Origin of the sequence: Shewanella sp. GD04112 (assembly GCF_029835735.1) — a bacterium.
GTDB lineage: Bacteria > Pseudomonadota > Gammaproteobacteria > Enterobacterales > Shewanellaceae > Shewanella.
Genome location: NZ_JAOEAL010000001.1, coordinates 4,127,075 through 4,150,897, shown reverse-complemented (window position 1 = coordinate 4,150,897; position 23,823 = coordinate 4,127,075). Strand labels below are relative to the sequence as shown.

The window sequence follows — 23,823 nt, the reverse complement described above, 5'->3', positions numbered from 1 at the left end:
ATCCAAGCAAATAACGATAAGAGGTGCTTGGCATGGAAAATATGGCATTAAGAGTCAATATTGAAGGCAGAGAAGAGAAAGTAAGCACAGATTGGTTTGCGATTATGGCAACCCTTAAAAAGCGCGGTGTGGATTATGATTCGCTACAACGCATTCACGCAGAGTTAAACGCAGGCCTTAAAGTGACCACAAGACGTTTAACGCTAGCAAAAATGAATCAAGAACTTGAGTTAGCAGGGATTATTCGTAGAACTAATGAATATAACGCGGATGTTCGTGGTCTGAATTAAGCGATGAGACAAACGAAATAGGGAATATAAGAAATTATATTCCCTTTGGTTTTCCTGCCTTCCAACCTTCACATAACAGATTGAATTTGGTGGTCGATTCGTCAATTTTAGTGAGTCGAATCACTTGGCCTTCACGAAAACACACTAATTCGCCTTCGATCTCAGTCAAGCGATTACAGCTCTTACAGCTTGTGCTGGCAGTTTTACTGTCTGGCATATGGCTTACAAAGCTTGCTTTCACAGTGTTTCCTTAACTTAATATGCAGTTGTTTAATCTCAAGCGTGTATCACGGATCTTACCCCTTTTGTGATACGCGTTCAAATTACCTTTTGCTAAATTAACTTTAGACGAAAGTCGTACAAAATGCATACAGTGTCAAGTTAACTATTGATTGATATGGGAATAGTATTTATCCAGCGAAACCGACAAACCACTCTCGAGCACAATCCTCACATGGGACGGCTTGAGCTGCCTTGGCTCTGTCACGCCACAGGAGTGGGCGATAAGGGCTAAATCGTGGTGTAGGTTATGGTTATAATTAGCCACACGAGTCGATTTGTCTCTAGGATCAAGACCTTGTTGGAGTTTCTTATTATGGGTCGTGATACCCGTCGGGCAGGTATCCTTGTTGCATTGCAGCGCTTGAATACATCCGAGGGCAAACATATTGCCACGGGCCGAGGCGATAAAGTCCGCACCTAAGGCGAGCGCCCAAGCGACCCTCGATGGCACAATGAGTTTGCCTGAGGCGATCACTTTAATGCGTTTACGCAGCCCTCGCTGAATTAAGATATTGACTAATATGGGTAAACTCTCTTTAAGGGGCAAGCCCACATAATCCATTAAGGGTTGAGGGGCGGCGCCCGTGCCGCCGTCAGCACTGTCTAAGGTAAAAAAGTCGGGGGCAGAGGCTTCGCCACGGCGCTCAATTTCATCGCAAAAATCTTCGAGCCATTGCACGTCCCCAAGTACGGCCTTAATGCCAGTGGGCTTACCCGTGACCTCACGTACTCTGGCAATCATATCCAGAATATCGCCCACATTTTTAAACTCGATATGACCATTGGGGCTAATGGAATCATGGCCCTGCGGGATACCGCGAATTTTGGCGATCTCCTCGGTGACTTTTATCCCCGGCAAGATACCGCCCTTGCCTGGTTTGGCTCCTTGGCTCATTTTGATTTCAAACATTTTAACTTCGGGGTGGGCGGCGATTTCTTTGAGCTTGTCATCGTCTAAATGGCCGTGCTCATTACGTACACCGTATTTAGCGGTACCAATTTGAAAGACTAAGTCGCAGCCACCTTTTAAATGGTAAGGGCTTAAGCCACCTTCTCCGGTATTTAACCAACATCCCGCCTGCGCTGCGCCGTGGGATAAGGCGGTGACTGCAGGGCGTGACAGGGCACCGAAGCTCATGGCGGAGATATGGCAAATGGCCTTAGTGGTGTAGGGTTCACGGCAATGGGGGCCAATGGTTTGAGGCAGAATTGGCGTGATATCTTCATCTTGAGTAGGAAAGGCGGTATTCATAAACATGATGGCGCCCGTGCTGTCTAGCGGGCGTGTCGAGCCAAAGGCGATGGTTCTGTCGACGTTTTTCGCGGCTCGATATACCCAGCTCCGCTCGGCGCGGTTAAAGGGCAATTCTTCCCTGTCCTGTGCGAAAAAGTATTGTCTAAAAAACTCGCCTTGTTTCTCAAATAAATACCGAAAGCGACCTATCACAGGGTAGTTGTGGCGCACGGCCTGCTTGGTTTGTAGCTTGTCGGCGATATACATATACACAATCGCTAGAACGACAAAGCCCACTAGGATTAAAAATAGCCCTGAGAAGAGATCCAGTCCCCACATAAACCAATTCAATTCTTGCATCTTGTTATCCTCTATTCGTGTCCATAACGGGTGGAGATAAGGCTCGCTGGCTGTCCATCATGGATGGAGAGTAAAAACAGCTGGCTGTAATCATCTTCCGCTATGGTGGGGATTTCTGGGCCGCCAAGAGCCTTGATGATAAGTGGGACGGTATTGGAATGCCCCGCGATTAAGCTGTTACCTTTCACGGCATGTACTTGTTCAACGATTTGCTGGATATGGGCTTCGAGTGGTTTTTCGGCTGCGACTACAGTAATAGGCAGATGCCGCTCCGAAGACATAGGCAACAAGGTTTGCTGAGTTCTTTGATATTGGGTCGCGATCAGTTGCGAGATCTGCGTCCTTTGCAATGCGCTAACCAGCGCGAGGGCACGTGCATGGCCATCATCTGAAAGGGACGGATCGCCTGCTGGAGCGTCGGCTTTTTCGGCATGCCTTACCAAAATAATCAATCGATTATCGGCAAAAGCTTGATTGATGGGGCTGAGTCCTATGCTGGTAAAGAGTAACAGGCCTAACAGTAGAGTGTGTGATAGCCGAAGTTTATTTAAGCGGATGGTTCGCAAGGAGTGAGTAACCACTGCTAGCCATTGGGGAGTTGCCATGCCGTATATCCTTATCTGATGAGCGCATGCAAGTGCGACGCTGAGGCGAATAGATTCATTATGGGTATCATTGCCTTAGATTGTGATGGTACTGCAATTGAGAAAAATACTAAAGTTGCTCAAATTTTGGTCGATAATAGAGTCACCCCAAATTGAATGGATTTTGTATCATGGAAATCAACAACCCTGCGCAGGTACAGACGCCTTCTACGCCCCATAAGAAGTATGCTGACAATGCCGCTGCTAATAGTGAAAAGACGAAAAATGTGGAAGCGCCCGGAAAACAAACTGCATACCAAACCAGTAAGCAGCTAATGAATCAGGCTATTTTGTCGGCACAGGAAGAAGTGAGTCTAAAATCCGGTGATCAATCCATGGCGTTACTTTATCGCGCGGCAATTGAAGCGATAGATAAAGAATTAGCGACTTCGATGGGGCCAAATGCTACTCAAACTAACTATGACAATCAGGTCGATTATTCTCCCGAGGCGACGGCCGATAGGATTGTGAGTTTTGCGACGCAATTTTTTAGCATTCACCAACAGCAAAATTCGAATATGAGTCTAAATGATCAGCTTGACAGTTTTATGAGCATCATAGGTGGCGCTATCGATAATGGCTTTAAGGAGGCGCGGGATATTTTGTCCGGCCTTAAAGTGCTGCAAGGGGATATTGCTGATGGCGTCGATAAAACCTATGGATTAGTGCAAGAGGGATTGCAGGCCTTCCGAGATAGCTTCAATAAGAAACCTGATGAGGCACAAACGGCTAGCGCATAATGTCCCGCGCTTAGCACTCAATGTTGTTGCCATTTCCCTTGTCTTAAGCCCCTTGCAATAAGGGGTTTTTGTTGCGCAGAGAACAGTCTATGCTAGGGGTCTATTTAACGTTTTGCTTGAGGGCGAGTTATGTGGACTAGGGGACGTGTTATTGAACGTATTGATTGGAGTGATAAATTATTTTCGCTGCGGATAGCGGCCGAACTGGCGCCCTTTATTCCGGGTCAATTTATTAAACTCAGTCAGCTGCAAGATGATAAGCGTGTCGCTAGAGCCTATTCCCTGGTTAATTCCCCCGATAAACCCTATGCCGAAATCTTGGCTGTCGCCGTAGAAGATGGCCAGTTATCCCCACAATTACAAAATCTTGCCATCGGGGATGAAATCGAGATCACTCCCACAGCCACAGGCTTTATGACTTTAGATGAGATCCCTAAGGGAGCAGGGCAAGGCCGTCACTTATGGCTGTTAGCCACGGGCACGGCCGTGGGGCCATTCTTATCTATGCTCGATACGGCAGAGCCTTGGCAGCGTTTCGAAAAAGTCGTGCTCGTCTATGGTGTCCGCGAAGCTAAAGATTTAGCTTACCTTGATAAATTAAAGGCTTATTCGGTGCAATATCCTGATCAGTTTATCCTGTGTTTAACCGTCACCCGTGAAAAGCTTGACGATGCACTGCAATGTCGTATCCCCGATGGCTTAGTCTCGGGGGAGATTGAGGCTAAAGTCGGTTTAGCGCTCAGCGCGGCGGATTCACAGGTGATGATTTGTGGTAATCCGGGGATGATCAGTGGCGCGCAGGCCGCGTTGCTTGACAAGGGGCTCGCAAAGAATTTACGCCGCGCTCCGGGACAAATTACCGTCGAGAAGTATTGGTAATCGGTTGAGTGTTAATGACAAATAATTAGTCTTAATCGTTTTAATGTCAGTCATATAGAAGGATTTTTTGATGAAGTTGCTCTGCTCCCTCGCTTCACCCTATGCTCGCTGTGTTCGCACATTAATCCGTTATTTAGGGATTAAGGATATCGAAGAAGTCTTAGTCAATCCGATGGAAAACACCGCCGAGCTGCTCGATGTTAACCCGCTTGGGCAGATCCCTTGCCTCATCACCAACGATGGTGTGCCTATCTTCGATAGCGAAGTGATCATGCGCTATTTAGACGCCGAATTAGGTGAGCAGCAGATGTTCGGTGGTCAAGTGAATAATTGGGTATTACAGTGCCAATATTCGATGATCAAAGGTCTTATCGATAGCGCGGTAAAATTGCGCCAAGAACAAATGCGTGAAGAGGAAGGGGTGAGATCGGCCTTTTGGACATCGCGTTTTGAGCAAGCGCTGCTGCGGGGTTTGATGCAAATGGAACACCAGAGTGTGATCACTCAGGCAACGATTCAGGCGCCACAATTAGCCTTAATTTGCTTATTAGATTATGTGGATTTCAGACATCCAGAGCTTGATTGGCGTAAAGTGGCTCCCGCGACCTCGCTCTGGTTTAGTGAGATGCGCGATCTCCCCGCGTTTGTGGAAACTCGTCCAGCGTAAAAGGCATTAGTGGTCTGTTGAGCGGCGGCCTCTATGGGTCTCACGGCGATTATGTTCACCAAACGCGCCGTAGAGATCCTTTGTTATGCCGTAATCAACTCTGCGGTCGTTACCCGTTTGGCGTCTATCATCATAGTGTTGATAGCGGCACTGACAATTGGCCATAGTGCATTCTTCCATCGGGAGTTCTGGGGCTTCCTTTGACAGAAAACGTTTCCCTTTTAACTCATCTACCTGATCACAACAACTACCGTCATTTTCGATGCTGACACAATGGAAGCGCCTTTCTTGCCCAGCAAGCCGTTGATTTTTCTTTTTCGCGTTATCCATGAGTTTGACAAAATGCTTGCGCTTTTTAGGCCCCCGTTTGAGCACCATAAACGCGAGTAGCGCTATCACGACGACAAGCAGTAGTAACGCGCTTAACATAACACCTCCTCACGTATTTTAAGCGAATTAAGGTTCAGTTTAGTTTGGTTTGAGATAATCTCCAGTTTTAAGTTTAATTTCATTAAAAACAAAAAGTTAATCAATCTATTGCTCTGGTTCATTTGATCTATTACTCTTGCGCAACTGATAACTATTATCATTAATAGTCTTAAGAATTGACTCACGCTTGATGTCATCATTTTGAGGAGAAATCGCTAATGAAATGGGTAACTTGTGCCGCTTTACTTGGGTTAATGTCGGTTGCGCAGTCTGCACATGCGGATGAAAAATTAACGGTTTATTCCTATCGCCAAGCGTTTTTGGTTGAGCCTATTCTGAAGCGTTTCACCGATGAAACTGGCATTGCTGTGAATGTGGTATTTGCGAAAGACGGTATTGCCGAGCGTATCGCCCGTGAAGGCCGTTTATCCCCTGCGGATTTAGTGTTAACTTCAGATTTCTCTCGCTTGGTCGAATTAGTCGACAAAGACCTGACTGCTCCCGTGAAAAGTGAGCAGCTCAATAGCAATATCCCCGCGCAATACCGCGATCCCGATGGACAATGGTATGCCTTAACGATGCGTGTGCGTAATCTCTATACGGCAAAAGATCGCCTCGGCCCACAAGCCATCAGCTACGAAGAGCTGGCCGATCCTAAGTACAAAGGCAAGATCTGTACGCGCAGTGGTAAGCATCCTTACAACATCGCCTTAGTCGCGTCGATGATCGCCCACCACGGTGAGGCCGACACTAAGACTTGGTTGCAAGGTGTGAAAACCAACTTAGCACGCAAGCCTCAAGGTAACGATAGGGCGCAGGTGAAGGCGGTTAAAGAAGGCTTGTGTGATATCGCCATCGGCAATAGCTACTACTACGGCAATATGCTGCAAGATCCAGAGCAAAAGAGCTGGGCAGAGGCAGTGGCGATTAACTTCCCGAATCAAGCCGATCGCGGTGCCCATGTGAACGTTTCTGGTATGGTGCTGACTCGCCATGCGCCGAATAAAGACAATGCCATCAAGTTGATGGAGTTCCTGTCTGCGGATGTGGCACAAAAAGCCTATGCCGAAGTAAACATGGAATATCCGGTGAAAGCCGATGTCGCGCCTTCAACCTTAGTCGCCTCCTGGGGTGAGTTTAAATCCGACCAATTACCGATTTTCAAGCTGGCGGAATACCACCAAGCGGCGGTGAAATTGTTAGATGAAGTTCAGTTCGATCTCTAGTTGAGCGGTTATAGCGACTAGAAATAGTAAAAGTGAAAAGTGCGCCTTAATTGGCGCACTCACTTAGGTTAAAGGATCCACATGATTTTAGGATTAGCCAGAAGCTGGTCGCTTACTGGTTATGCCATAGCCGCGCTACTGGTGTTACCCCTCTTTGCGTTAATTCTTCAGGCGGCGCAGCCCGATGAGGCCGTCTTTGGTCATCTGCTCTCCACTGTACTACCCACCTATATCTCCAACAGCCTATGGTTGATCCTGTGGGTGAGTATTGGCTCACTCTTGCTGGCACTGCCCTGCGCTTGGTTGATGGCGCGCTGTGAGTTTGTCGCTAGGCGTTATCTGCAATGGGCCTTATTGCTACCCTTGGCCATGCCCGCCTACATAGTCGCCTACGTGTATACCGATTTACTCGATTACGCAGGACCTGTGCAAACTTGGCTTCGCTCAGTGTTTGGTTGGAGTTCGCCGCAGGATTACTTTTTCCCCGATATCCGTACCTTAGGCGGCGCGGCGTGTGTGTTGTCGCTGGTGCTCTTTCCCTATATTTATCTGTTGGCGCGCACCGCGTTTATGGAGCAATCCCTAAGCTTGGCCCACGCATCGAGGATTATGGGCTGCTCGCCGTGGCAAAGTTTTTGGCGTTTATCCTTACCTATGGCAAGGCCAGCTTTGGCCGTGGGCGTGGCTTTAGTGGCGATGGAGACGGCGGCGGATTTTGCCACAGTCAACTACTTTGCCGTGCCCACCCTGACCACGGCCGTGTACGACACTTGGCTGGGCTATGGCAATTTGACGGCGGCGGCTAAGCTCTCGGCCATTATCCTCTTGGTGGTGTTTAGTTTGATTGGGGTAGAGCGTTTTGCCCGCCGCAAGCAGCAGTTATTCCAAAAGCAGTCCCGCATTCAAGCGAGCGATTTATATCGGCTCTCACCGATGCAAACCCTGTGTGCCCTCGGCTATTGCATCACCTTGTTACTGCTGGCCTTTGTACTGCCAAGCGGCATTTTGCTCTCCTATGCCATCGATTATTTTGAGCAGAGCTGGGACCCGATTTTCTGGCAATTGAGTGTGAATAGCTTGAGCCTCGCACTCATCACTAGCCTAGTGTGCTGCGCGATTGCGTTGATATTGATGTTTATTCGCCGCGTGAGCCCAAGGTCGAGCGATGCGCTGCCATCACGCTTGGCCTCGACTGGCTATGCCTTGCCTGGCACAGTGCTGGCGATTGGCGTGCTGGTGCCGTTAACCCTGCTCGATTTTGCGATCAATGATGCAGCAAATTGGTTGGGGATGACTGGCCCAGGGCTCCTGCTTACGGGCAGTACGGTCGCACTGGTTTTTGCCTTTTGTGTGCGCTTTGTGGCTATCGCCATCGGCAGTGTGGAGACTAGTTACAAACGTATTTCGCCGTCACTGGACATGGTGAGTCTGACCTTAGGGCAGAGCCCAAGACGACTGCTACAAAGAGTGCATCTGCCGCTGCTCACGAAGGGCTTATTTGCCGGGGCGCTACTGGTGTTTATCGAAAGCATGAAAGAATTACCGGCGGCATTGTTGCTGCGGCCTATAGGGTTTGAGAATCTCGCCACCTATGTTTTCCAGTTTGTCTCAGACGAAAAGCTTGAACATGGCGCCTTGCCCGCCATTGTGATTGTGCTCGTGGGCTTAGTCCCACTGATTTATTTAAACCGTTCCTTGGAGCAAGATAGCCGATGACCAGCACCCTCAATCTTCATCAAGTTCATAGCGATTATCAGGGCCAACAGGTACTCAAAGGCTTAGATTTAACCCTTGCTCAAGGTGAAATCCTTGCGCTGTTAGGCCCAAGTGGCTGCGGCAAAACCACCTTGCTCAGGGCGGTGGCTGGATTGCAGGCCATCAGCCAAGGTGAAATTCAAATTAATGGCAAGACCGTCAGCGGTGCGGGGCAATTTGTGCCGAGTGAGCAACGGGGGATAGGGATGATCTTCCAAGACTATGCCTTGTTCCCCCATTTGACCGTCGCCGAGAATATTCTCTTTGGCGTAGCAAAATTAACGGCTACGCAGCGCCAGGCACGCTTGGATGACATGCTCGCCCTAGTGAAACTCGAAGGCTTAGCCAAGCGTTATCCCCATGAGTTGTCCGGTGGGCAGCAGCAGCGGGTGTCGATTGCCCGCGCGCTTGCGTATGAGCCGCAATTACTGTTACTCGATGAGCCTTTTTCGAATATCGATGCCCAAGTGCGCCACAGCATGATGGCGGAGATCCGCAGCATTCTCAAACAACGTAATGTCAGCGCGGTATTTGTAACCCACAGTAAGGACGAGGCCTTCGTCTTTGCCGATACCTTGGCCATTTTTAACCAAGGTGTGATAGTGCAGCATGGCCGCGCCGAAAACTTATATGCCGCGCCCAATAGCCGTTATGTGGCGGATTTTCTGGGCAGTGGTAACTATCTACCCGCCGAAGTGATCGATGGCCATAGTGTTGCCACCCCGATTGGTGAGCTGCGCAGCCTGACGCCCTTGTCGCAATCCCATGCTTTCAATGGCCAAGTGTTTTTGCGGCCACAGCAATTGGCGCTCAGCGCCGATGATGCGGGGGTGGGCACTATTACCGAGCGGCGCTTCCTCGGAGCATTTTGCCATTACTGGGTGAAAGTCGAGGCGGCGTCCCACGCCCATTATGTCGAAGTGCGTAGCCAAATCATGCAGTTGAATGTCGGCCAGCGGGTGGTGTTAAGCACTGAGCCACATTCCCTAGTGCTATTTGAATCTTAAGCAGACCGCCGAGGATATGTCACTGTATCAGCATAAAGTATGACATTTTTGCTTACGTTTAACTTGGGCAAAAAAACGCTAGATTGCTGATATTTTCAGCCTTCCTTGTTACCTTAATTCCTCCAGAGTGGGAGGAATTATGATAAAAACAATAAAATCAATTTGTACCTTAGTCACAGTGGCGACAGCAATGTCGTCATCGGGAGTGTTGGCCATGGATAGGATCACGGGTAAAGCCTTTGCGACGCGCTCAGAAGTGTACGCCACCCATGGGATGGCGGCGACCAGCCAACCGCTAGCGACTCAGGTGGCGATTGATGTGTTAAAACAGGGCGGCAGTGCTGTGGATGCGGCGATTGCGGCTAATGCCATGCTGGGCTTAGTCGAGCCTACAGGCGCTGGGGTTGGTGGCGATTTATTTGCCATTGTCTGGAGTGCTAAAGATAAAAAGCTCTATGGCCTCAATGCATCGGGTCGTAGCCCCAAATCTTTAACCCTAGAAAAGCTTAAATCCCTCGGACTAGATTATTTACCGCCTTTTGGGCCGCTGCCCGTGTCGGTTCCCGGTGCGGTGGATGGATGGTATGAGCTGCACGATAAGTTCGGCAAACTGCCAATGGCCGATAATTTAGCGCCAGCGATTCGTTATGCCCGCGAAGGTTTTCCCGTTTCTGAGCTTATTGCCTATTACCTTAATGGCAGTGGTAAAAAACTCGGTCAATTCCCCGGTTTTAAAGAAACCTATATGCCCAATGGCAAAATGCCTGCGGTAGGGGAAATATTTAAAAATCCTGCATTAGCAAACACCTACGAGAAAATTGCCAAGGGCGGTCGCGATGCATTTTATAAGGGCGATATCGCCAAGAGCATAGATAAATACATGAAGGCGCAAGGCGGTTTCCTCAGTTATGAAGACCTCGCCAGCCATACTAGCGACTGGGTTGAACCCGTATCGGCCAACTACCGTGGCTACGATGTGTGGGAGTTGCCGCCCAATGGGCAGGGGATTGCTGCGTTACAGATCTTAAAAACCATGGAGCCCTTCGATGTTGCGGCCATGGGCTTTAACAGCCCCGAATATGTGCATTTATTCGTAGAGGCTAAGAAACTCGCCTTTGCCGACCGCGCGAAATTCTATGCCGATATGGCCTTTAACAAAGTGCCAGTGAAGGAATTGATTTCGCAGCAATACAATTACGATCGCGCCAAACTTATCGACTTAAACAAGGCGGCTAAGAGTGTCGATGCGGGGAATCCTGCGCTGCAACATGGGGATACTGTGTATCTGACGACGGCGGATAAAGACGGCAATATGGTGTCGCTAATCCAGAGTAACTACCGCGGCATGGGCTCGGGTATGACGCCACCGGATCTCGGCTTTGTATTGCAGGATCGCGGGCAGATGTTCGATCTCACCGAAGGTCGTTTCAACACTTATGCGCCGGGTAAGCGTCCCTTCCATACCATTATTCCCGCCTTTGTGACTAAAGACGGTAAACCTTGGTTGAGTTTTGGGGTGATGGGCGGCGCAACACAGCCGCAAATGCACGCGCAGATCATTGTTAATCTGATTGATTTTAAAATGAACTTGCAAGAAGCGGGCGATGCCCCCAGAATTTTGCACACAGGTTCGACCGAGCCTACGGGTGAGGTGATGAATGACGGCGGCTATGTGAGCTTAGAATCAGGCTTCCCCGTTGAAACCCGCCGTGAGCTAATTAAGAAAGGCCATGTGCTACGCGATGGGCTCGGCGATTTTGGTGGATATCAAGCCATTGGTTTTAATGCCGAAACGGGCGTTTACCGCGGCGCATCAGAGAGCCGTAAAGATGGTTATGCCGCAGGTTACTAAGGCATAATTCGCCTTTGGCGTTATGAGCGCCGAAACTTGCGTAAGACGAATTGACGAGGCGTAATGGCCTCGTCAATTTTTATATTCCAGTCTACAAACGTGTTTACATTACAAAGACGGACAAACTGTGCGTTACTTAATGTCATTTTCAGGTAAAGTTGCGGATAATATTGCCGAAAATGAATCGACAAAAGGGTGATAACCAGATGGATATTCAAAATATGCCGCGTGAACAGTTGGGTGTGTGTGCAGAGGGAAACTTACATAGCGTCTATTTGATGTTTAATGCGAGCGACAACGATAACGTTGAATCGCAATTGCGTCCCTGTATTGCCAACGTTGCGCAGTATATTTATGAGTTGACGGATCAATACTCCGACAGCGCATTCAATGGTTTTGTGGGCATTGGTGCCAACTATTGGGACAGCCTCTATCCCGATGCTCGCCCCGAGATGCTCAAGCCATTCCCAGCAATGCAAGCGGGTAACCGTGAGGCGCCAGCGATCGAATACGATCTGTTTGTGCATATTCGCTGCGACCGCTATGACATTTTGCATTTAGTCGCCAACGAAATCAGCCAAATGTTCGAAGACTTAGTCGAGTTAGTCGAAGAGGAACGCGGCTTTAGATTTATGGATAGCCGCGACTTAACAGGCTTTGTCGATGGCACCGAAAATCCTAAGGGGCGTCATCGTCAAGAGGTTGCCTTGGTCGGGGATGAAGATCCTGAATTTAAGGGCGGCAGCTACATTCATGTGCAAAAGTACGCCCACAACTTGAGTAAGTGGCATAGATTACCGCTTAAGAAGCAAGAAGATATTATCGGTCGTACCAAGCAAGACAACATCGAATACGAGTCGGAAGATAAGCCATTAACCAGCCATATCAAGCGGGTCAACCTCAAGGATGACAACGGCAAGTCGATTGAGATTTTGCGCCAGAGCATGCCTTACGGCTCGCTCAAGGAGCAAGGGTTGATGTTTATTTCAACCTGTCGCACCCCAGAGCACTTTGAGAAGATGCTCCACAGCATGGTGTTTGGCGATGGTGTGGGTAATCATGACCACCTAATGCACTTCACCAGCGCCTTGACGGGTTCTTCTTTCTTCGCCCCAAGCTTAGATTTTTTGATGCAGTTCGATAATTAAGCCTTCGCAAACCGCGATTCAACGCACTGAGCCTTAAAGCCTCAGTGCGTTTTGTTTGTGGGCTTAACTCGCCGTCGTCCACTTACTGAGATCCTGCTGCCACTGCTGGGCGGTAAAATCGATAAAGGCGCGCACCAGCGCTTGTTGATAACTGCGGGAGAGATACACAGCCCAAAGGGTTTGCCCTGGCGCCGTGTATTCGGGGAGCACTTCTTGTAGTTGGCCGCTGGCCAGATAGGGATTGGCTAAGTCGCAGGGCAAGTAGGCAATGCCATGCCCGCGCAATGCGGCGCTGACAAGTACTCCCATTTCATTGGCCATCAGATTCCCCATAGGTTTAATCAGCTCACTCTGTTGCTCCTTGAGTAGCTGCCAATGTTGCTGTGAGCTATGGATAAGGCAATTATGGCTGAGCAGATCGTTAGGGACGGTTAGTGGCTCGGCTTGAGCCAAGTAACTGGGCGCGGCGCACAGCACGGCATCTATGCTCATCAGTTTGCGGGCAATCAAATTCTCATCGGGTTGCTCGGTATAGCGCAGTGCCACGTCCACCCGCTCATCCACCAACTGGGCAAAACTGTCCGACATTAACAGCTGAATATTGACCTTAGGGTGTAATTTTATAAAGCGATCGACCACATCAAACAGACTGTGCTGCCCAAGCCCGACGGGCGTAGCAATACGAATACTGCCAACTAATTCGGTGTTATGACTATGGGCGCGGCTTTCCATTGCGGCGACTTCGCTCAGCACCCGCTGACAATATTGCAGGGCTTCTTCCCCCTGCAGAGTGAGGCTGACGCTGCGGGTCGTGCGGTGCAATAAACGTAAACTCAGCCACTGCTCAATTTCTTGAATATGACGTGATACCTGTAGGCGACTGAGATCGAGGTGTTCTGCGGCCTTAGTAAAGCTGCCACAGTTGGCCACTTCGATAAAGCTACGCATTGCGGCGATTTTATCCATATATAATTACATCCATTAGTATCTCAATCTGAAACAATCATGCTCATTTATCGATATTTATCACGTGAAGTGTCGCAAGTAAACTGGTCTCAATTTAAATCAGTAGCGAGACTTATCAAATGAAAATTGCAGTATTAGGCGCATCAGGTTGGATTGGCGGAACCATTTTTAACGAGGCGCTGAGCCGTGGCCATGAAGTGGTTGCCTTAGTGCGTGACCCAAGCAAGCTTGGCGAAACAGCGGCTGAAGTACGTAGTGTCGACCTGACTTTGCCATTGGAAGCCGACACATTTGCGGGTGTCGATTTAGTGATTGCCGCAGTGGGTGCACGCGCCGAACAGAACCATGGCATAGTCGCGAAGACAGTCAATAATCTATTAGCCGTGTTACCACAGGCAAAAGTGCCTCGTCTACTTTGGGTCGGTGGTGCGGGGAGTTTAGAAGTGGCGCCGGGAGTGACCTTGGTTTCAAGCCCAGACTTCCCGCCCGCTTATAAGGATGAAGCCTTGGCTCAAGGTGAGGCATTGAAGGCATTTCGCGCCGCCAATACTATGGTTAACTGGACTTTTGTCAGTCCAGCGGCAGAAATTTACCCAGGCGCCAGCGAAGGTCCTTACCGTTTAGGCGGCGATAGCTTCTTTACCGATGCGAATGGTCAGAGCAAGATTTCAGTGGCCGACTACGCCAAAGCCATGCTCGATGAAGCGGAAAACGCGGCTCATCCCAATCAAAGGATCAGTGTGGCCTACTAAGGCTGACGATCTTAGAACTACCGGCTAAGTCGACGAACTAAGGTTTGTAAGCTCGGGGTGACGAGTCTTTGTTCTAAGTTCGCGTCATCAAAGCCAACAGATAGGTCTTATGCTGTAACGTAATCGGGACACCAGCCCAGAAACAAGGGCAATGTTGGACTGAAAAGCGTACAGATAAAAGAGAACAGGTCAGCAAGCTGACCTGTTTTTTTATTCTGCGTAGTTGAATAAAGATTTGATGGTTTCCAAGGTATCGGCGATATCTTGGATGCTGGATGGACAAATAAAGATAGTGTCGTCTCCGGCAATGGTCCCCAAAATCCCTTCAGGCTTACCGATGGAATCCAATAAACGGGCAATTAATTGCGCTGCGCCAGGGCTGGTGCGAACGACAATCATGGCTTGGTTATGGTCAACATCGAGCACTAAGTTTTTTAATGGGCTGCCTGCGGTAGGCACGCCTAGTTCGGCGGGTAAGCAATAAACCATCTCCTGCTTAGCATTGCGGGTGCGTACTGCACCGAACTTGCTGAGCATCCGAGACACTTTCGATTGGTTAATATTGCTAAAGCCTTCTGCTTGTAAAGCGGCGACAATTTCACTCTGGGAGCCAAAACGCTCCTCTTTTAAAATCGCCTTAAAAATTCTAACAAGGTCATCCTGATTCTTGGTCGTTTGCATAGTCTTATTCTTTATTCAAAAAAACAGGCGTATTTTGAATAGTTTTGGTCAAAGTGTCAACAAATAACCATTATGGCTGAATAAAAATGCAGTTTACGGATGGCTGGATAGCCGTGTTGTCGCTATTGATATTGGACTAGAGTAAATATTCAACATTGGAATGCTCAGTTTCGCTAAAACTTTGTCTCCACGACTAAGGGATAATTGAAATTAACGTGACATTCCAGTAATGTGACGCCAACGGAAATTAGATCCATGTCACACATATCCGAGAAATAACGGAGATAACTATGAAAGTTGCTGTACTTGGTGCTGCTGGTGGTATCGGCCAGGCTCTCGCCCTACTGTTAAAAACTCAATTACCTGCGGGTTCTAAACTGTCTCTATACGATATCGCACCGGTTACTCCGGGTGTTGCGGTTGACTTGAGCCACATCCCTACTGCGGTTGAAATCAAAGGTTTTGCTGGTGAAGATCCAACGCCTGCACTGGAAGGTGCTGACGTTGTTCTAATTTCTGCTGGTGTTGCGCGTAAGCCTGGTATGGATCGTTCAGATCTGTTCAACATCAACGCAGGTATCGTTCGTAACCTGATCGAAAAAGTGGCAGTGACTTGCCCTAAAGCCTTAGTGGGTATCATCACTAACCCAGTAAACACTACTGTTGCTATCGCAGCAGAAGTGTTGAAGAAAGCCGGTGTTTACGACAAGAACCGTCTGTTCGGTGTGACGACTCTGGACGTTATCCGTTCTGAAACTTTCATCGCTGAGTTAAAAGGCTTAAACGTTGCTGACGTTAAAGTGAACGTCATCGGCGGCCACAGCGGCGTGACTATTCTGCCATTACTGTCTCAAGTGGAAGGCGTGACTTTCTCTGATGAAGAAGTCGCTTCTCTGACCAAGCGTATCCAAAACGCGGGTACTGAAGTGGTTGAAGCTAAAGCTGGTGGCGGAAGCGCGACTCTGTCTATGGGTCAAGCGGCTTGCCGTTTCGGTATGTCTCTGGTTCGTGGTCTGCAAGGCGAAGCTAACATCGTTGAATGTGCTTACGTTGACGGCGGCAGCGAGCACGCTGAATTCTTCGCTCAACCAGTGCTGTTAGGCAAAAACGGTATCGAAAAAGTACTGCCTTACGGTGAAGTGAGCGCATTCGAAGCTAACGCCCGTGATTCTATGTTAGATACGCTGAAAGGCGATATCAAACTAGGCGTTGATTTCGTTAAGTAATCTATCTGGATTATGAGAGAACGGAGCCTAATGGCTCCGTTTTTTTATGCGCTAAAATTGAGTCCCTACTTGGGGCAAAGCTACTTAGGCAGTTGGCATTGATTGTCACAGCGCGCCTTGCCCGTCAGTAAGTAAGAGATGCGGTATCTGTGCTTGGCGAATCTCAGGTAGCACCAATCCGCGATAGGTTTGATAAGCGGTAAGCGTAGCACTTGTACCCAAGGGCGGGTTCCCGTTAATCCCCAGGCTTTGCAGGTGACATCGAGCCCAAGCAAAATCTCTCCTGTCGCCGTTTCACCATGAAGAATGGTGTTGGCATACTCTTTATCGATATAGCCGAATCGAGAGCTAAAATGCTCGGCATTAAGATCCACAAGTTCGATGCGATCATCGAGATCGCGCGCTTTAAGCTGGCGCATTTCGGCGCTACATAAAGGGCAATTGCCGTCGTAAAAAATTCGCAGTTCCATAGGGCTTCCTCGATTAAGCTCGCCTCGAGTATACGCGGGCGCCATCATTTTAGATCTAAATCGTGAAGCCTTTCATACCTTAATGATTAGGCGCAAGACAATAAAGACAGTAACATTCTGCGTATTACACTGTTTTATTGATGATTTAGCTAACTAGATTTGCCCTGCATTTAACGCATAGCTTAGTGCTTGGCAAATAACAGGATGGATATGACAGCTCCCATTATTATCACTGGCGTGGGTAAACGTATTGGCTATGCCCTCGCGAAACACTTGCTCGCCCAAGGGCACAAGGTGATTGGCACCTATCGCAGCCATTATCTTAGCATTGATGAGTTACAGTCTTTGGGCGCGACTTTAATCCAATGCGATTTTTACGATAATGCGCAGCTCCAAAACCTGATTGAGCAATTGAGCCAATACCCCAAAATCCGCGCCATCATCCATAACGCTTCTGACTGGCTGCCAGACAACAGCCCAAGCCTTGCCGCCCATGAAGTCATGCAGCGGATGATGCAGGTGCATGTGAGCGTGCCCTATCAAATGAACTTGGCCTTAGCCTCACAGCTGCGAGCTGGGGCCGAGGGTGAGATTGGCGCCAGCGATATTATCCATTTCACCGACTATGTGGCCGAAAAGGGCAGTGCCAAGCACATGGCTTACGCGGCCAGTAAGGCGGCGCTGGATAACTTAACCTTATCCTTTGCGGCGCAATTAGCGCCCGAGGTCAAAGTGAACGCAATTGCTCCGGCGATGATCCTCTTTAATCCGAGCGATGATGAAGCCTATCGGCAAAAGACCTTGGCTAAGGCCATCTTGCCAAAAGAAGCTGGAAATCAGGAGATTATCGCCTTAGTGGATTATCTCTTGGCGAGCCGCTACGTCACTGGTCGCTGCTACAATGTCGATGGTGGGCGGCATTTAAAGTAAAGCTGCGTGATAGCAGTGAACTTAATCAAGTACTGGGTTTAAAAAAGTAACTGGATTTAAAAAAGTCGCTGGATTTAAACGAATAACTCGGTTGATTCGATTAAACGGCCTAGTCGAATTGCCATTCGCTGCTTGGGGTAATGATAAAGGGCAAAGGTACATCCCAATGCTCGCAGGGCAGGGCTGTCACTTGCTGGCAATCATGGGCGTAACCCATGGGTAGAGGTTTACCTTTGCTATGCCAATTGGCTAGCGTTCTGTCGTAATAGCCGCCGCCCATGCCCATACGATTACCTTTGATATCAAAGGCAACCAACGGGGTAATCACCACATCCAGTCGCTCAATTGGCATAACGCTACGCACATCCAACTTAGGCTCTAAAATACCAAATTGATTCGGCAGCATTGGCGAGTCGGCGTGGTAATGCAAAAACAATAATTGCCCTGCATTGAAGGGGTGGAGCCGCGGCAGATAAGTTTGAATGCCCTGCTGCCAAAGTGCCTCGATAAGCGGGGCGGTTGCCAGTTCGCCATCGTGGGTGAGATACAGCGCGACATGCTGGGCATTCAGCGCGCTCAGTTTTTCGAGCATTCGCCGACTGGCGGCAAGGTTAGCCTCGGTTTGCACCTCGGTCGAAAGCGAGCGGCGAGCCAAGCGGATCTGTTTGCGTAATTCGGCGCGGCTTAGATTTGGGTTGAGAGTGGTGGTATCGATTTCAGACTGAGTGCCGTGTGGCCCATTGGCTGTTGGAACCGAAGTGTTCGAGACAGGCGAAGTGATAGACATAAATAAGATGCTCCCCAGAATGCCGCTACCGGTGTAGCCCTTGAACCGTAGGTTCAAGGCGGGTAAATGATTACCTCCTAAGGCTTCTCGGTACGAGCCGAGCATGCTCAATGTCAGTAAAGCATTCACCCTGAGATCAAAATTATCGGCACAGGGACATTACCAGTTGGCCTGCACCCCAGGGAGCAAAAACGGTATTGAATCGCTAAAATCTTGGCTTAAAAAGTATAGGCCAGTTTAGCCATTCACTGTGCAACTCTTCTCAGATTGATGGTGCGTGGCACCGAGTGGCACAGTCTAAATCTATTTGGTTGAACGCTCAACTAAGGCGTTTTCCAAGGTTGACTGCAACAGGCTGATGCGGTCATCCATTTGTTTCATATAGTGCTTATTCTTTTGCTTTTCTTGGTACAACTCGTGTCCAATATTCAGCGCCGCCATAATGGCAATTTCTTCGCGGCTTAAGCTATTAGTGCGATTTTTTAAGGTAGTTAGCTGCTGCTCAACCCCTTGCGCCACAACGCGTAGGGCATCTTCCTGACCTTTCGGGCAGGCGATAGAGTAGGTGCGCCCTAGCAGGGTGATTTCAACTGCACTATTACTCATTCGAAGATGATCCTTTCGTTGGCATCGATAGGGCGGACTATATAGGGCTGATATTAAAAGTGCAAGGTGAGCCGCCGATGGATTGCACATTCGCCGTTTTGTTTGCTGCTTGTGTGAGCAGTTGCCGGAATTTTTATCTTCGCCCCCAAGAATGCCGGATCAGAGTTGGTTCAAGTCTTTATCTCTGCTAGCATTGCTGCTGGAAAATTCTGATTGGAACCTGATATGGCGACCCCTCCTTCGTTACGTATCGACAGCTTAAAAATCGCCCTCGATGCGGCTGAAATTGGTCAGCATCCCGTGGAAGTGCACGGTGCCCTTGTGGGGTTAATCTGCGGTGGCGTAGATCAAACTGGCGATCTGTGGATTAAACCTTTATTTGACCTGATGAATGATGGTCAACCTTTACCAGCGCCTCTGCATCAATTGGTGTGTGAGCTATTCCAAGACTCGGTTGCCCGTTTAGGCGACTTTGAGTTTGGCTTTATGCCACTGCTTCCCGAAGAGGAAGAGCCGTTAAGTCAACGCGTTGAAGCCTTATCACTGTGGACGCAAAGCTTCTTAACCGGCATCGCGATTATCCAGCCAAAGCTGAATAAAGCCTCGGCCGAAGTGCGTGAAGTGATCAAAGATCTGGCCGAGATTGCTCAGGTTGAGTTTGACGTGACCGAAGATGAAGAATCGGAAACGGCTTACACGGAGTTGCTGGAGTTTGTCCGCATTGCCGCCATTTTGTGTTACTCCGAGTTTGGCCCAGAGCCGAGCCACGGAGAGGGCGACGATCCTGCGGTGATCCACTAATCGTAGAAAGATAAAGGCGGAGCGATTCCGCCTTTAATGAGTTTTAAATCTAACATCCTGATGGCGAAACGCTTTTAGCCATGCCATAGCTTGAATGAGAACCCCATGACGGTAGCAGAGCACATGGATAATTCAGTTCAAAATGTCGATATTGCCATTGTTGGTGGCGCCATGGCGGGGGCGACCCTCGCGCTGGCCTTAGCGCGTTTGTCTGGCACTGAAAAACCTTTATCTATTGCCTTAATCGAGGCGCATCTTCCCGATAATAGCCACCCCGGCTTTGACGCCCGTTCCATCGCCATTGCCCATGGTTCCATCTTCGAGTTATCCCGTTTAGGTTTATGGCCGAAACTGGCGCATTTAGGCACGGCGATTAAGGATATCCACGTATCCGATCGCGGCCATTTTGGGATGACGGAACTCAACGCCAGTCAGTTCCACTTGGATGGGCTGGGCCAAGTCGTCGAGCTGGAAAGAGTCGGCCAAGTGCTCTTTAGTGAGCTTCATAAAACTCAGGTTAAGCTCTTTTGCCCTGCCAAACTGTCAGAGTTAATTCCGGCTAACGAGAGTCACACCCTAGTGCTCGATTCCGGCGAGCGGATTTGCGCCAAGCTGGTGGTTGCGGCCGATGGCTTGCAGTCTAAGGTGCGCAGCAGTTTTAATCTGCCCATCACTCAAGTGGCGTTTGAGCAAACCGCGATTATCGCCAATCTACAAACCGATAAGCCGCATCAGCACTGGGCTTATGAACGCTTTACCGAGACTGGCCCACTGGCATTATTACCGATGGCTGATAGCCAAGGACAGCCGCGTTTATCCCTCGTCTGGGCGCTTGACGATAACCGCGCTCAAACGATGCTCACAGCGCCCAAGGCCGAGTTTTTAGCTGCGTTGCAGCAAGCCTTTGGCTATCGCGCTGGGCAGTTTATCGACGTTAGTGAGCGCCATGCTTATCCGTTAAATCTGTCCTACATGCCAAGGCCGATTCACCATAGATGCGTGTTTATCGGTAATGCGGCGCAGACTCTGCACCCAATTGCAGGGCAGGGGTTTAACTTGGGTCTTCGGGATGTCGTCAGCCTGCTCGATGTGCTGCAACGCGCGCTGGCGCAGGGTGAGGATATCGGCGGTGTCGCCGTTACCCATGGCTATTTGCAGGCCCGTGAGGCGGATAGAAACAGCACTATTCGCAATATTGAATTTTTAGTCCGTGGCTTCTCTAACCAATACTGGCCCTTGGCCCTTGGGCGTAATCTGGGATTGCGTCTGTTATCTTGGTTCCCGCCACTGAAAACCCCCGTTGCGCAGAAGGCGATGGGCTGGAAATAATCATTACTGGTATCGCAACGCGAAAAGGATGTACCCATGTTAAGTTCACAAGCCTATGACATTGCCATTGTGGGTGGCGGCATGGTGGGACTCGCCACCGCGATAGGATTGGCGCAGGCCAACTTGAATGTCGTCGTGATCGATGCCCAAAGCACCCAAGCCGTAAGCGGTGAGCCAAGGCTTAGGGTCAGCGCCATCAACAAGGCGAGCCAACGTTTGCTCGAGCACCTCGGCGCTTGGCACTATGTCGATGCCAGCCGCGCGACGCCCTATCAAAAAATGGCGGTATGGGATAAAGACGGCTTTGGTAAAATCGCCTTCGATGCCAGCAGCATCAGTGAACCTAGCCTTGGCGCCATTATCGAAAATGATGCCATCAGCTACGCCCTCGCCAAGCGTGCCAGTGAATTTGACAATATCACCCATATCGAAAACCAACGCATAGAGCGTATCGCCTTTGGTGAGCGCGAAGCTTGGTTGACCTTAGCCAATGGCGCCGAGGCTGACATCGAGAGCGTCAGTGCCGCACTGGTGATTGCCGCCGATGGTGCTAATTCTTGGGTGCGCGAACAATGTAAGATCCCGTTAACCTTCTGGGATTATGGCCACCATGCGATCGTGGCGACCATTCGCAGCGAAATGCCGCACCTTGCCACCGCCCGCCAAGTGTTTTTGCAGGACGGCCCGCTGGCCTTCTTGCCCTTATATGAAGAAAACCTCTGCTCCATCGTCTGGTCAGTGCCGCCAGAGCGCGCCACCGAGTTACTCGAGATGGCGCCAGAGCAGTTCGAGCGCAATCTTACCGCCGCCTTCGATGGCCGCCTCGGCATTTGTAAGCTTGAGAGTGAACGCCAAGCCTTCCCATTGCGGATGCGCTACGCCCGCCATTTTGCCCGCCACCGTTTAGTGCTCGCGGGGGATGCGGCCCACACCATTCATCCATTAGCTGGCCAAGGGGTAAACCTAGGCTTCCTCGATGCCGCCAGCATTATCGAAGTCATCGGCGAGCTACACGAGGCGGGTAAAGATATCGGTGATTATGCCCAGCTGCGCGCCCTTGAGCGTTGGCGCAAGGCGGATGCGATGGAGATGATTGCGGCGATGGAAGGCTTTAAGCGCCTGTTCGAGGGGAGCAATCCCCTTAAAAAAGCCATTCGCGATCTGGGACTCAACCTCGTTGATAATGTCGCTGGGCTGAAAACAGTGTTCATGCAACAGGCCATGGGCAATAAGTCCTCACTCCCCAAGTTATGTCGCTAGCCTCGGTTGCGCTAATGTAATCATAATTGCTGATAATATCAGCGATTTGATTGCAGGCTGCGCAAATCTCGCTTTCGTATGTAAAAAAATTACATGTTAAAGATGAGAAAATCTAATGACACTGGCTTCGGATTAGAAAAATCTCCTGTATACAAATTTGTGACGCAAGGTATAATTTCGCCGCATTTTAGACCCTAGTACTTATACCAATCACGATAAATATCTGATCAATTCAGAGCAAATCAGGCGTTGCAGTGACAGACGCATTGATACAGAAAGAATCACCTTTCAAATTGATGCATCGTGGAAGTGAAATGCCGATTAGCCAGATATTTAGCCGGATTTGTATCACCCTACGCTAGGCAGAGACCTGAAAAAGGCCGCAAAAAAGGGATAACAATGGCTAATAAAACTGTTCTGTTTAACAAGCACTTAGAATCAAACGCTAAGATGGTCGACTTCCACGGTTGGGATATGCCCCTCAACTATGGTTCACAAATCGAAGAACACCACGCCGTGCGTCAAGACGCAGGGATGTTCGACGTGTCCCACATGACTGTGGTTGATGTGACTGGAACCGACGCTTGTGCATTCCTCCGTAAGTTGCTGGCAAACGATGTGGCCAAACTTAAAGTTCCTGGTAAAGCCTTATACGGCGGCATGTTAGATGACAATGCCGGCATCATCGACGACCTGATCACTTACTACCTGACCGACACTTTCTACCGTGTTGTCGTCAACAGCGCGACCCGCGAAAAAGACTTAGCGTGGATCGCCAAACAATCCCAAGGTTTTGATGTCACTGTGACTGAGCGTCCTGAGCTGGCGATGATCGCCGTTCAAGGTCCTAACGCTAAGGCCAAAGCCGCCGCCGTATTCAGTAGCGAGCAAAATGCCGCCATCGAAGGCATGAAACCTTTCTTCGGTAAGCAAACCGGTTCTCTGTTTATTGCCACCACAGGTTACACAGGTGAAGTGGGTTACGAGATCATCGTGCCAGAAACTGAAGCCGAAGCCCTGTGGCAAGCTCTGTTAGATCAAGGCGTTAAACCATGTGGTTTAGGCGCTCGCGATACATTACGTCTCGAAGCTGGTATGAACCTCTACGGCTTAGATATGGACGAAACCATCAACCCGCTGGCCGCCAACATGGGTTGGACCATCGCATGGGAGCCAACTGACCGTGACTTTATCGGTCGTAAGGCGCTTGAAGCCCTGCGCGATGCGGGTACCGACAAATTAGTCGGTCTGGTGATGGAAGAAAAAGGCGTGTTACGCCATGATATGCCAGTATTTTTCATCGATGCAGCGGGTGTTGAGCAGCAAGGCGTGATCACTAGCGGTACTTTCTCGCCAACATTGGGCTATTCTATTGCGATGGCGCGTGTTCCTAACTCGATTGGGGATACGGCGGAAGTCGAAATGCGTAAAAAGCGCGTGGCTGTTAGAGTAGTAGCGCCAAACTTTGTGCGCAACGGTAAACAAGCATTTTAAAAAAACGG

General features: G+C 49.5%; 25 protein-coding genes and 1 other RNA gene. 16 read left to right on the top strand and 10 right to left on the bottom strand.

The window, feature by feature from the left end; genetic code table 11:
* The first annotated feature begins 32 nt into the window (after positions 1 to 32).
* Positions 33 to 290 carry a hypothetical protein gene (locus N7386_RS18245; RefSeq protein WP_088210143.1) on the top strand — a complete coding sequence of 86 codons (258 nt, stop codon included), beginning with the start codon at positions 33 to 35 and terminating at the stop codon, positions 288 to 290.
* A gap of 34 nt (positions 291 to 324) precedes the next feature.
* Here N7386_RS18245 and N7386_RS18240 read toward each other — a convergent pair whose 3' ends face one another.
* The 3 genes from N7386_RS18240 to N7386_RS18230 all read right to left on the bottom strand — a co-directional run bounded on the left by N7386_RS18240 (position 325) and on the right by N7386_RS18230 (position 2,771).
* Positions 325 to 531, bottom strand: a complete 207-nt coding sequence (locus tag N7386_RS18240; RefSeq protein ID WP_011718310.1) for a hypothetical protein — start codon at positions 529 to 531, stop codon at positions 325 to 327.
* 144 nt (positions 532 to 675) lie between these two features.
* On the bottom strand, positions 676 to 2,166 hold the full coding sequence (locus N7386_RS18235) for an FMN-binding glutamate synthase family protein (protein WP_220053889.1): 1,491 nt from the start codon (positions 2,164 to 2,166) through the stop codon (positions 676 to 678).
* Between the two features lie 11 nt (positions 2,167 to 2,177).
* The gene (locus N7386_RS18230) at positions 2,178 to 2,771 is read right to left on the bottom strand and encodes a phosphoglycerate mutase family protein (RefSeq protein ID WP_279770199.1); all 594 of its coding nucleotides are present in this window, start codon (positions 2,769 to 2,771) and stop codon (positions 2,178 to 2,180) included.
* 170 nt (positions 2,772 to 2,941) lie between these two features.
* Between N7386_RS18230 and N7386_RS18225 the strand changes: the two genes are divergently transcribed.
* The 3 genes from N7386_RS18225 to N7386_RS18215 all read left to right on the top strand — a co-directional run bounded on the left by N7386_RS18225 (position 2,942) and on the right by N7386_RS18215 (position 5,096).
* Entirely contained in the window at positions 2,942 to 3,550 is a 609-nt protein-coding gene (locus N7386_RS18225; protein WP_279770197.1) for a DUF5610 domain-containing protein, read from the top strand.
* 129 nt (positions 3,551 to 3,679) lie between these two features.
* Positions 3,680 to 4,429, top strand: coding sequence for a ferredoxin--NADP reductase (locus N7386_RS18220; protein WP_279770195.1), 750 nt, complete (start codon positions 3,680 to 3,682; stop codon positions 4,427 to 4,429).
* A gap of 70 nt (positions 4,430 to 4,499) precedes the next feature.
* Positions 4,500 to 5,096, top strand: a complete 597-nt coding sequence (locus N7386_RS18215) for a glutathione S-transferase N-terminal domain-containing protein (RefSeq protein ID WP_011718305.1) — start codon at positions 4,500 to 4,502, stop codon at positions 5,094 to 5,096.
* Between the two features lie 6 nt (positions 5,097 to 5,102).
* Here N7386_RS18215 and N7386_RS18210 read toward each other — a convergent pair whose 3' ends face one another.
* A complete protein-coding gene (locus tag N7386_RS18210) occupies positions 5,103 to 5,525 on the bottom strand; it encodes a hypothetical protein (RefSeq protein WP_279770192.1) in 423 nt (140 codons plus the stop codon).
* Positions 5,526 to 5,743: 218 nt separating this feature from the next.
* On the opposite strand from N7386_RS18210, the gene N7386_RS18205 reads away from it, so the two are divergent.
* The 5 genes from N7386_RS18205 (at position 5,744) to N7386_RS18185 (ending at position 12,513) form a co-directional block, all read left to right on the top strand.
* Positions 5,744 to 6,751 carry a Fe(3+) ABC transporter substrate-binding protein gene (locus N7386_RS18205; RefSeq protein ID WP_279770190.1) on the top strand — a complete coding sequence of 336 codons (1,008 nt, stop codon included), beginning with the start codon at positions 5,744 to 5,746 and terminating at the stop codon, positions 6,749 to 6,751.
* Positions 6,752 to 6,832: 81 nt separating this feature from the next.
* Positions 6,833 to 8,467, top strand: coding sequence for an iron ABC transporter permease (locus tag N7386_RS18200; protein WP_279770188.1), 1,635 nt, complete (start codon positions 6,833 to 6,835; stop codon positions 8,465 to 8,467).
* Positions 8,464 to 9,513 (top strand): ABC transporter ATP-binding protein, encoded by a 1,050-nt coding sequence (locus N7386_RS18195; protein WP_279770186.1) that lies wholly within the window; start codon positions 8,464 to 8,466, stop codon positions 9,511 to 9,513. Before N7386_RS18200 ends, N7386_RS18195 begins: the two co-directional genes overlap by 4 nt.
* Positions 9,514 to 9,652: 139 nt before the next feature.
* Positions 9,653 to 11,365 (top strand): gamma-glutamyltransferase, encoded by a 1,713-nt coding sequence (ggt, locus tag N7386_RS18190; RefSeq protein ID WP_279770184.1) that lies wholly within the window; start codon positions 9,653 to 9,655, stop codon positions 11,363 to 11,365.
* Positions 11,366 to 11,571: 206 nt separating this feature from the next.
* Positions 11,572 to 12,513 carry a Dyp-type peroxidase gene (locus N7386_RS18185; RefSeq protein ID WP_279770182.1) on the top strand — a complete coding sequence of 314 codons (942 nt, stop codon included), beginning with the start codon at positions 11,572 to 11,574 and terminating at the stop codon, positions 12,511 to 12,513.
* Between the two features lie 63 nt (positions 12,514 to 12,576).
* Here N7386_RS18185 and N7386_RS18180 read toward each other — a convergent pair whose 3' ends face one another.
* The gene (locus N7386_RS18180; RefSeq protein ID WP_011718298.1) at positions 12,577 to 13,479 is read right to left on the bottom strand and encodes a LysR family transcriptional regulator; all 903 of its coding nucleotides are present in this window, start codon (positions 13,477 to 13,479) and stop codon (positions 12,577 to 12,579) included.
* Positions 13,480 to 13,598: 119 nt separating this feature from the next.
* Between N7386_RS18180 and N7386_RS18175 the strand changes: the two genes are divergently transcribed.
* Entirely contained in the window at positions 13,599 to 14,231 is a 633-nt protein-coding gene (locus tag N7386_RS18175) for an NAD(P)-dependent oxidoreductase (RefSeq protein ID WP_279770180.1), read from the top strand.
* A gap of 210 nt (positions 14,232 to 14,441) precedes the next feature.
* On the opposite strand, the gene argR is transcribed toward N7386_RS18175, so the two are convergent.
* On the bottom strand, positions 14,442 to 14,912 hold the full coding sequence (gene argR, locus N7386_RS18170) for a transcriptional regulator ArgR (RefSeq protein ID WP_011624073.1): 471 nt from the start codon (positions 14,910 to 14,912) through the stop codon (positions 14,442 to 14,444).
* Positions 14,913 to 15,202: 290 nt separating this feature from the next.
* Between argR and mdh the strand changes: the two genes are divergently transcribed.
* Complete coding sequence (gene mdh, locus N7386_RS18165; RefSeq protein WP_011718296.1) at positions 15,203 to 16,138, top strand: malate dehydrogenase; 936 nt, start codon at positions 15,203 to 15,205, stop codon at positions 16,136 to 16,138.
* Positions 16,139 to 16,218: 80 nt separating this feature from the next.
* Here mdh and N7386_RS18160 read toward each other — a convergent pair whose 3' ends face one another.
* Complete coding sequence (locus N7386_RS18160) at positions 16,219 to 16,608, bottom strand: DUF393 domain-containing protein (protein WP_279770177.1); 390 nt, start codon at positions 16,606 to 16,608, stop codon at positions 16,219 to 16,221.
* Between the two features lie 210 nt (positions 16,609 to 16,818).
* Here N7386_RS18160 and folM point away from each other — a divergent pair, with 210 nt between their 5' ends.
* Positions 16,819 to 17,538 (top strand): dihydromonapterin reductase, encoded by a 720-nt coding sequence (gene folM / locus N7386_RS18155; protein ID WP_279770175.1) that lies wholly within the window; start codon positions 16,819 to 16,821, stop codon positions 17,536 to 17,538.
* Positions 17,539 to 17,647: 109 nt separating this feature from the next.
* Here folM and N7386_RS18150 read toward each other — a convergent pair whose 3' ends face one another.
* From N7386_RS18150 to zapA, 3 genes are all read right to left on the bottom strand, one after another.
* Positions 17,648 to 18,325 (bottom strand): 5-formyltetrahydrofolate cyclo-ligase, encoded by a 678-nt coding sequence (locus N7386_RS18150; protein WP_279770173.1) that lies wholly within the window; start codon positions 18,323 to 18,325, stop codon positions 17,648 to 17,650.
* Positions 18,326 to 18,332: 7 nt separating this feature from the next.
* Positions 18,333 to 18,513: non-coding RNA, 6S RNA (gene ssrS, locus N7386_RS18145), on the bottom strand.
* Positions 18,514 to 18,628: 115 nt separating this feature from the next.
* Complete coding sequence (gene zapA / locus N7386_RS18140; RefSeq protein ID WP_011718292.1) at positions 18,629 to 18,931, bottom strand: cell division protein ZapA; 303 nt, start codon at positions 18,929 to 18,931, stop codon at positions 18,629 to 18,631.
* Between the two features lie 225 nt (positions 18,932 to 19,156).
* Here zapA and N7386_RS18135 point away from each other — a divergent pair, with 225 nt between their 5' ends.
* The 4 genes from N7386_RS18135 (at position 19,157) to gcvT (ending at position 23,815) form a co-directional block, all read left to right on the top strand.
* Complete coding sequence (locus N7386_RS18135; RefSeq protein WP_089066962.1) at positions 19,157 to 19,732, top strand: UPF0149 family protein; 576 nt, start codon at positions 19,157 to 19,159, stop codon at positions 19,730 to 19,732.
* Positions 19,733 to 19,837: 105 nt separating this feature from the next.
* Complete coding sequence (gene ubiH, locus N7386_RS18130) at positions 19,838 to 21,061, top strand: 2-octaprenyl-6-methoxyphenyl hydroxylase (protein ID WP_279770170.1); 1,224 nt, start codon at positions 19,838 to 19,840, stop codon at positions 21,059 to 21,061.
* A gap of 36 nt (positions 21,062 to 21,097) precedes the next feature.
* Positions 21,098 to 22,321 carry an FAD-dependent oxidoreductase gene (locus N7386_RS18125; protein WP_279770168.1) on the top strand — a complete coding sequence of 408 codons (1,224 nt, stop codon included), beginning with the start codon at positions 21,098 to 21,100 and terminating at the stop codon, positions 22,319 to 22,321.
* Positions 22,322 to 22,720: 399 nt separating this feature from the next.
* Positions 22,721 to 23,815, top strand: a complete 1,095-nt coding sequence (gene gcvT / locus N7386_RS18120) for a glycine cleavage system aminomethyltransferase GcvT (protein ID WP_279770167.1) — start codon at positions 22,721 to 22,723, stop codon at positions 23,813 to 23,815.
* The last annotated feature ends 8 nt before the right edge of the window (positions 23,816 to 23,823 follow it).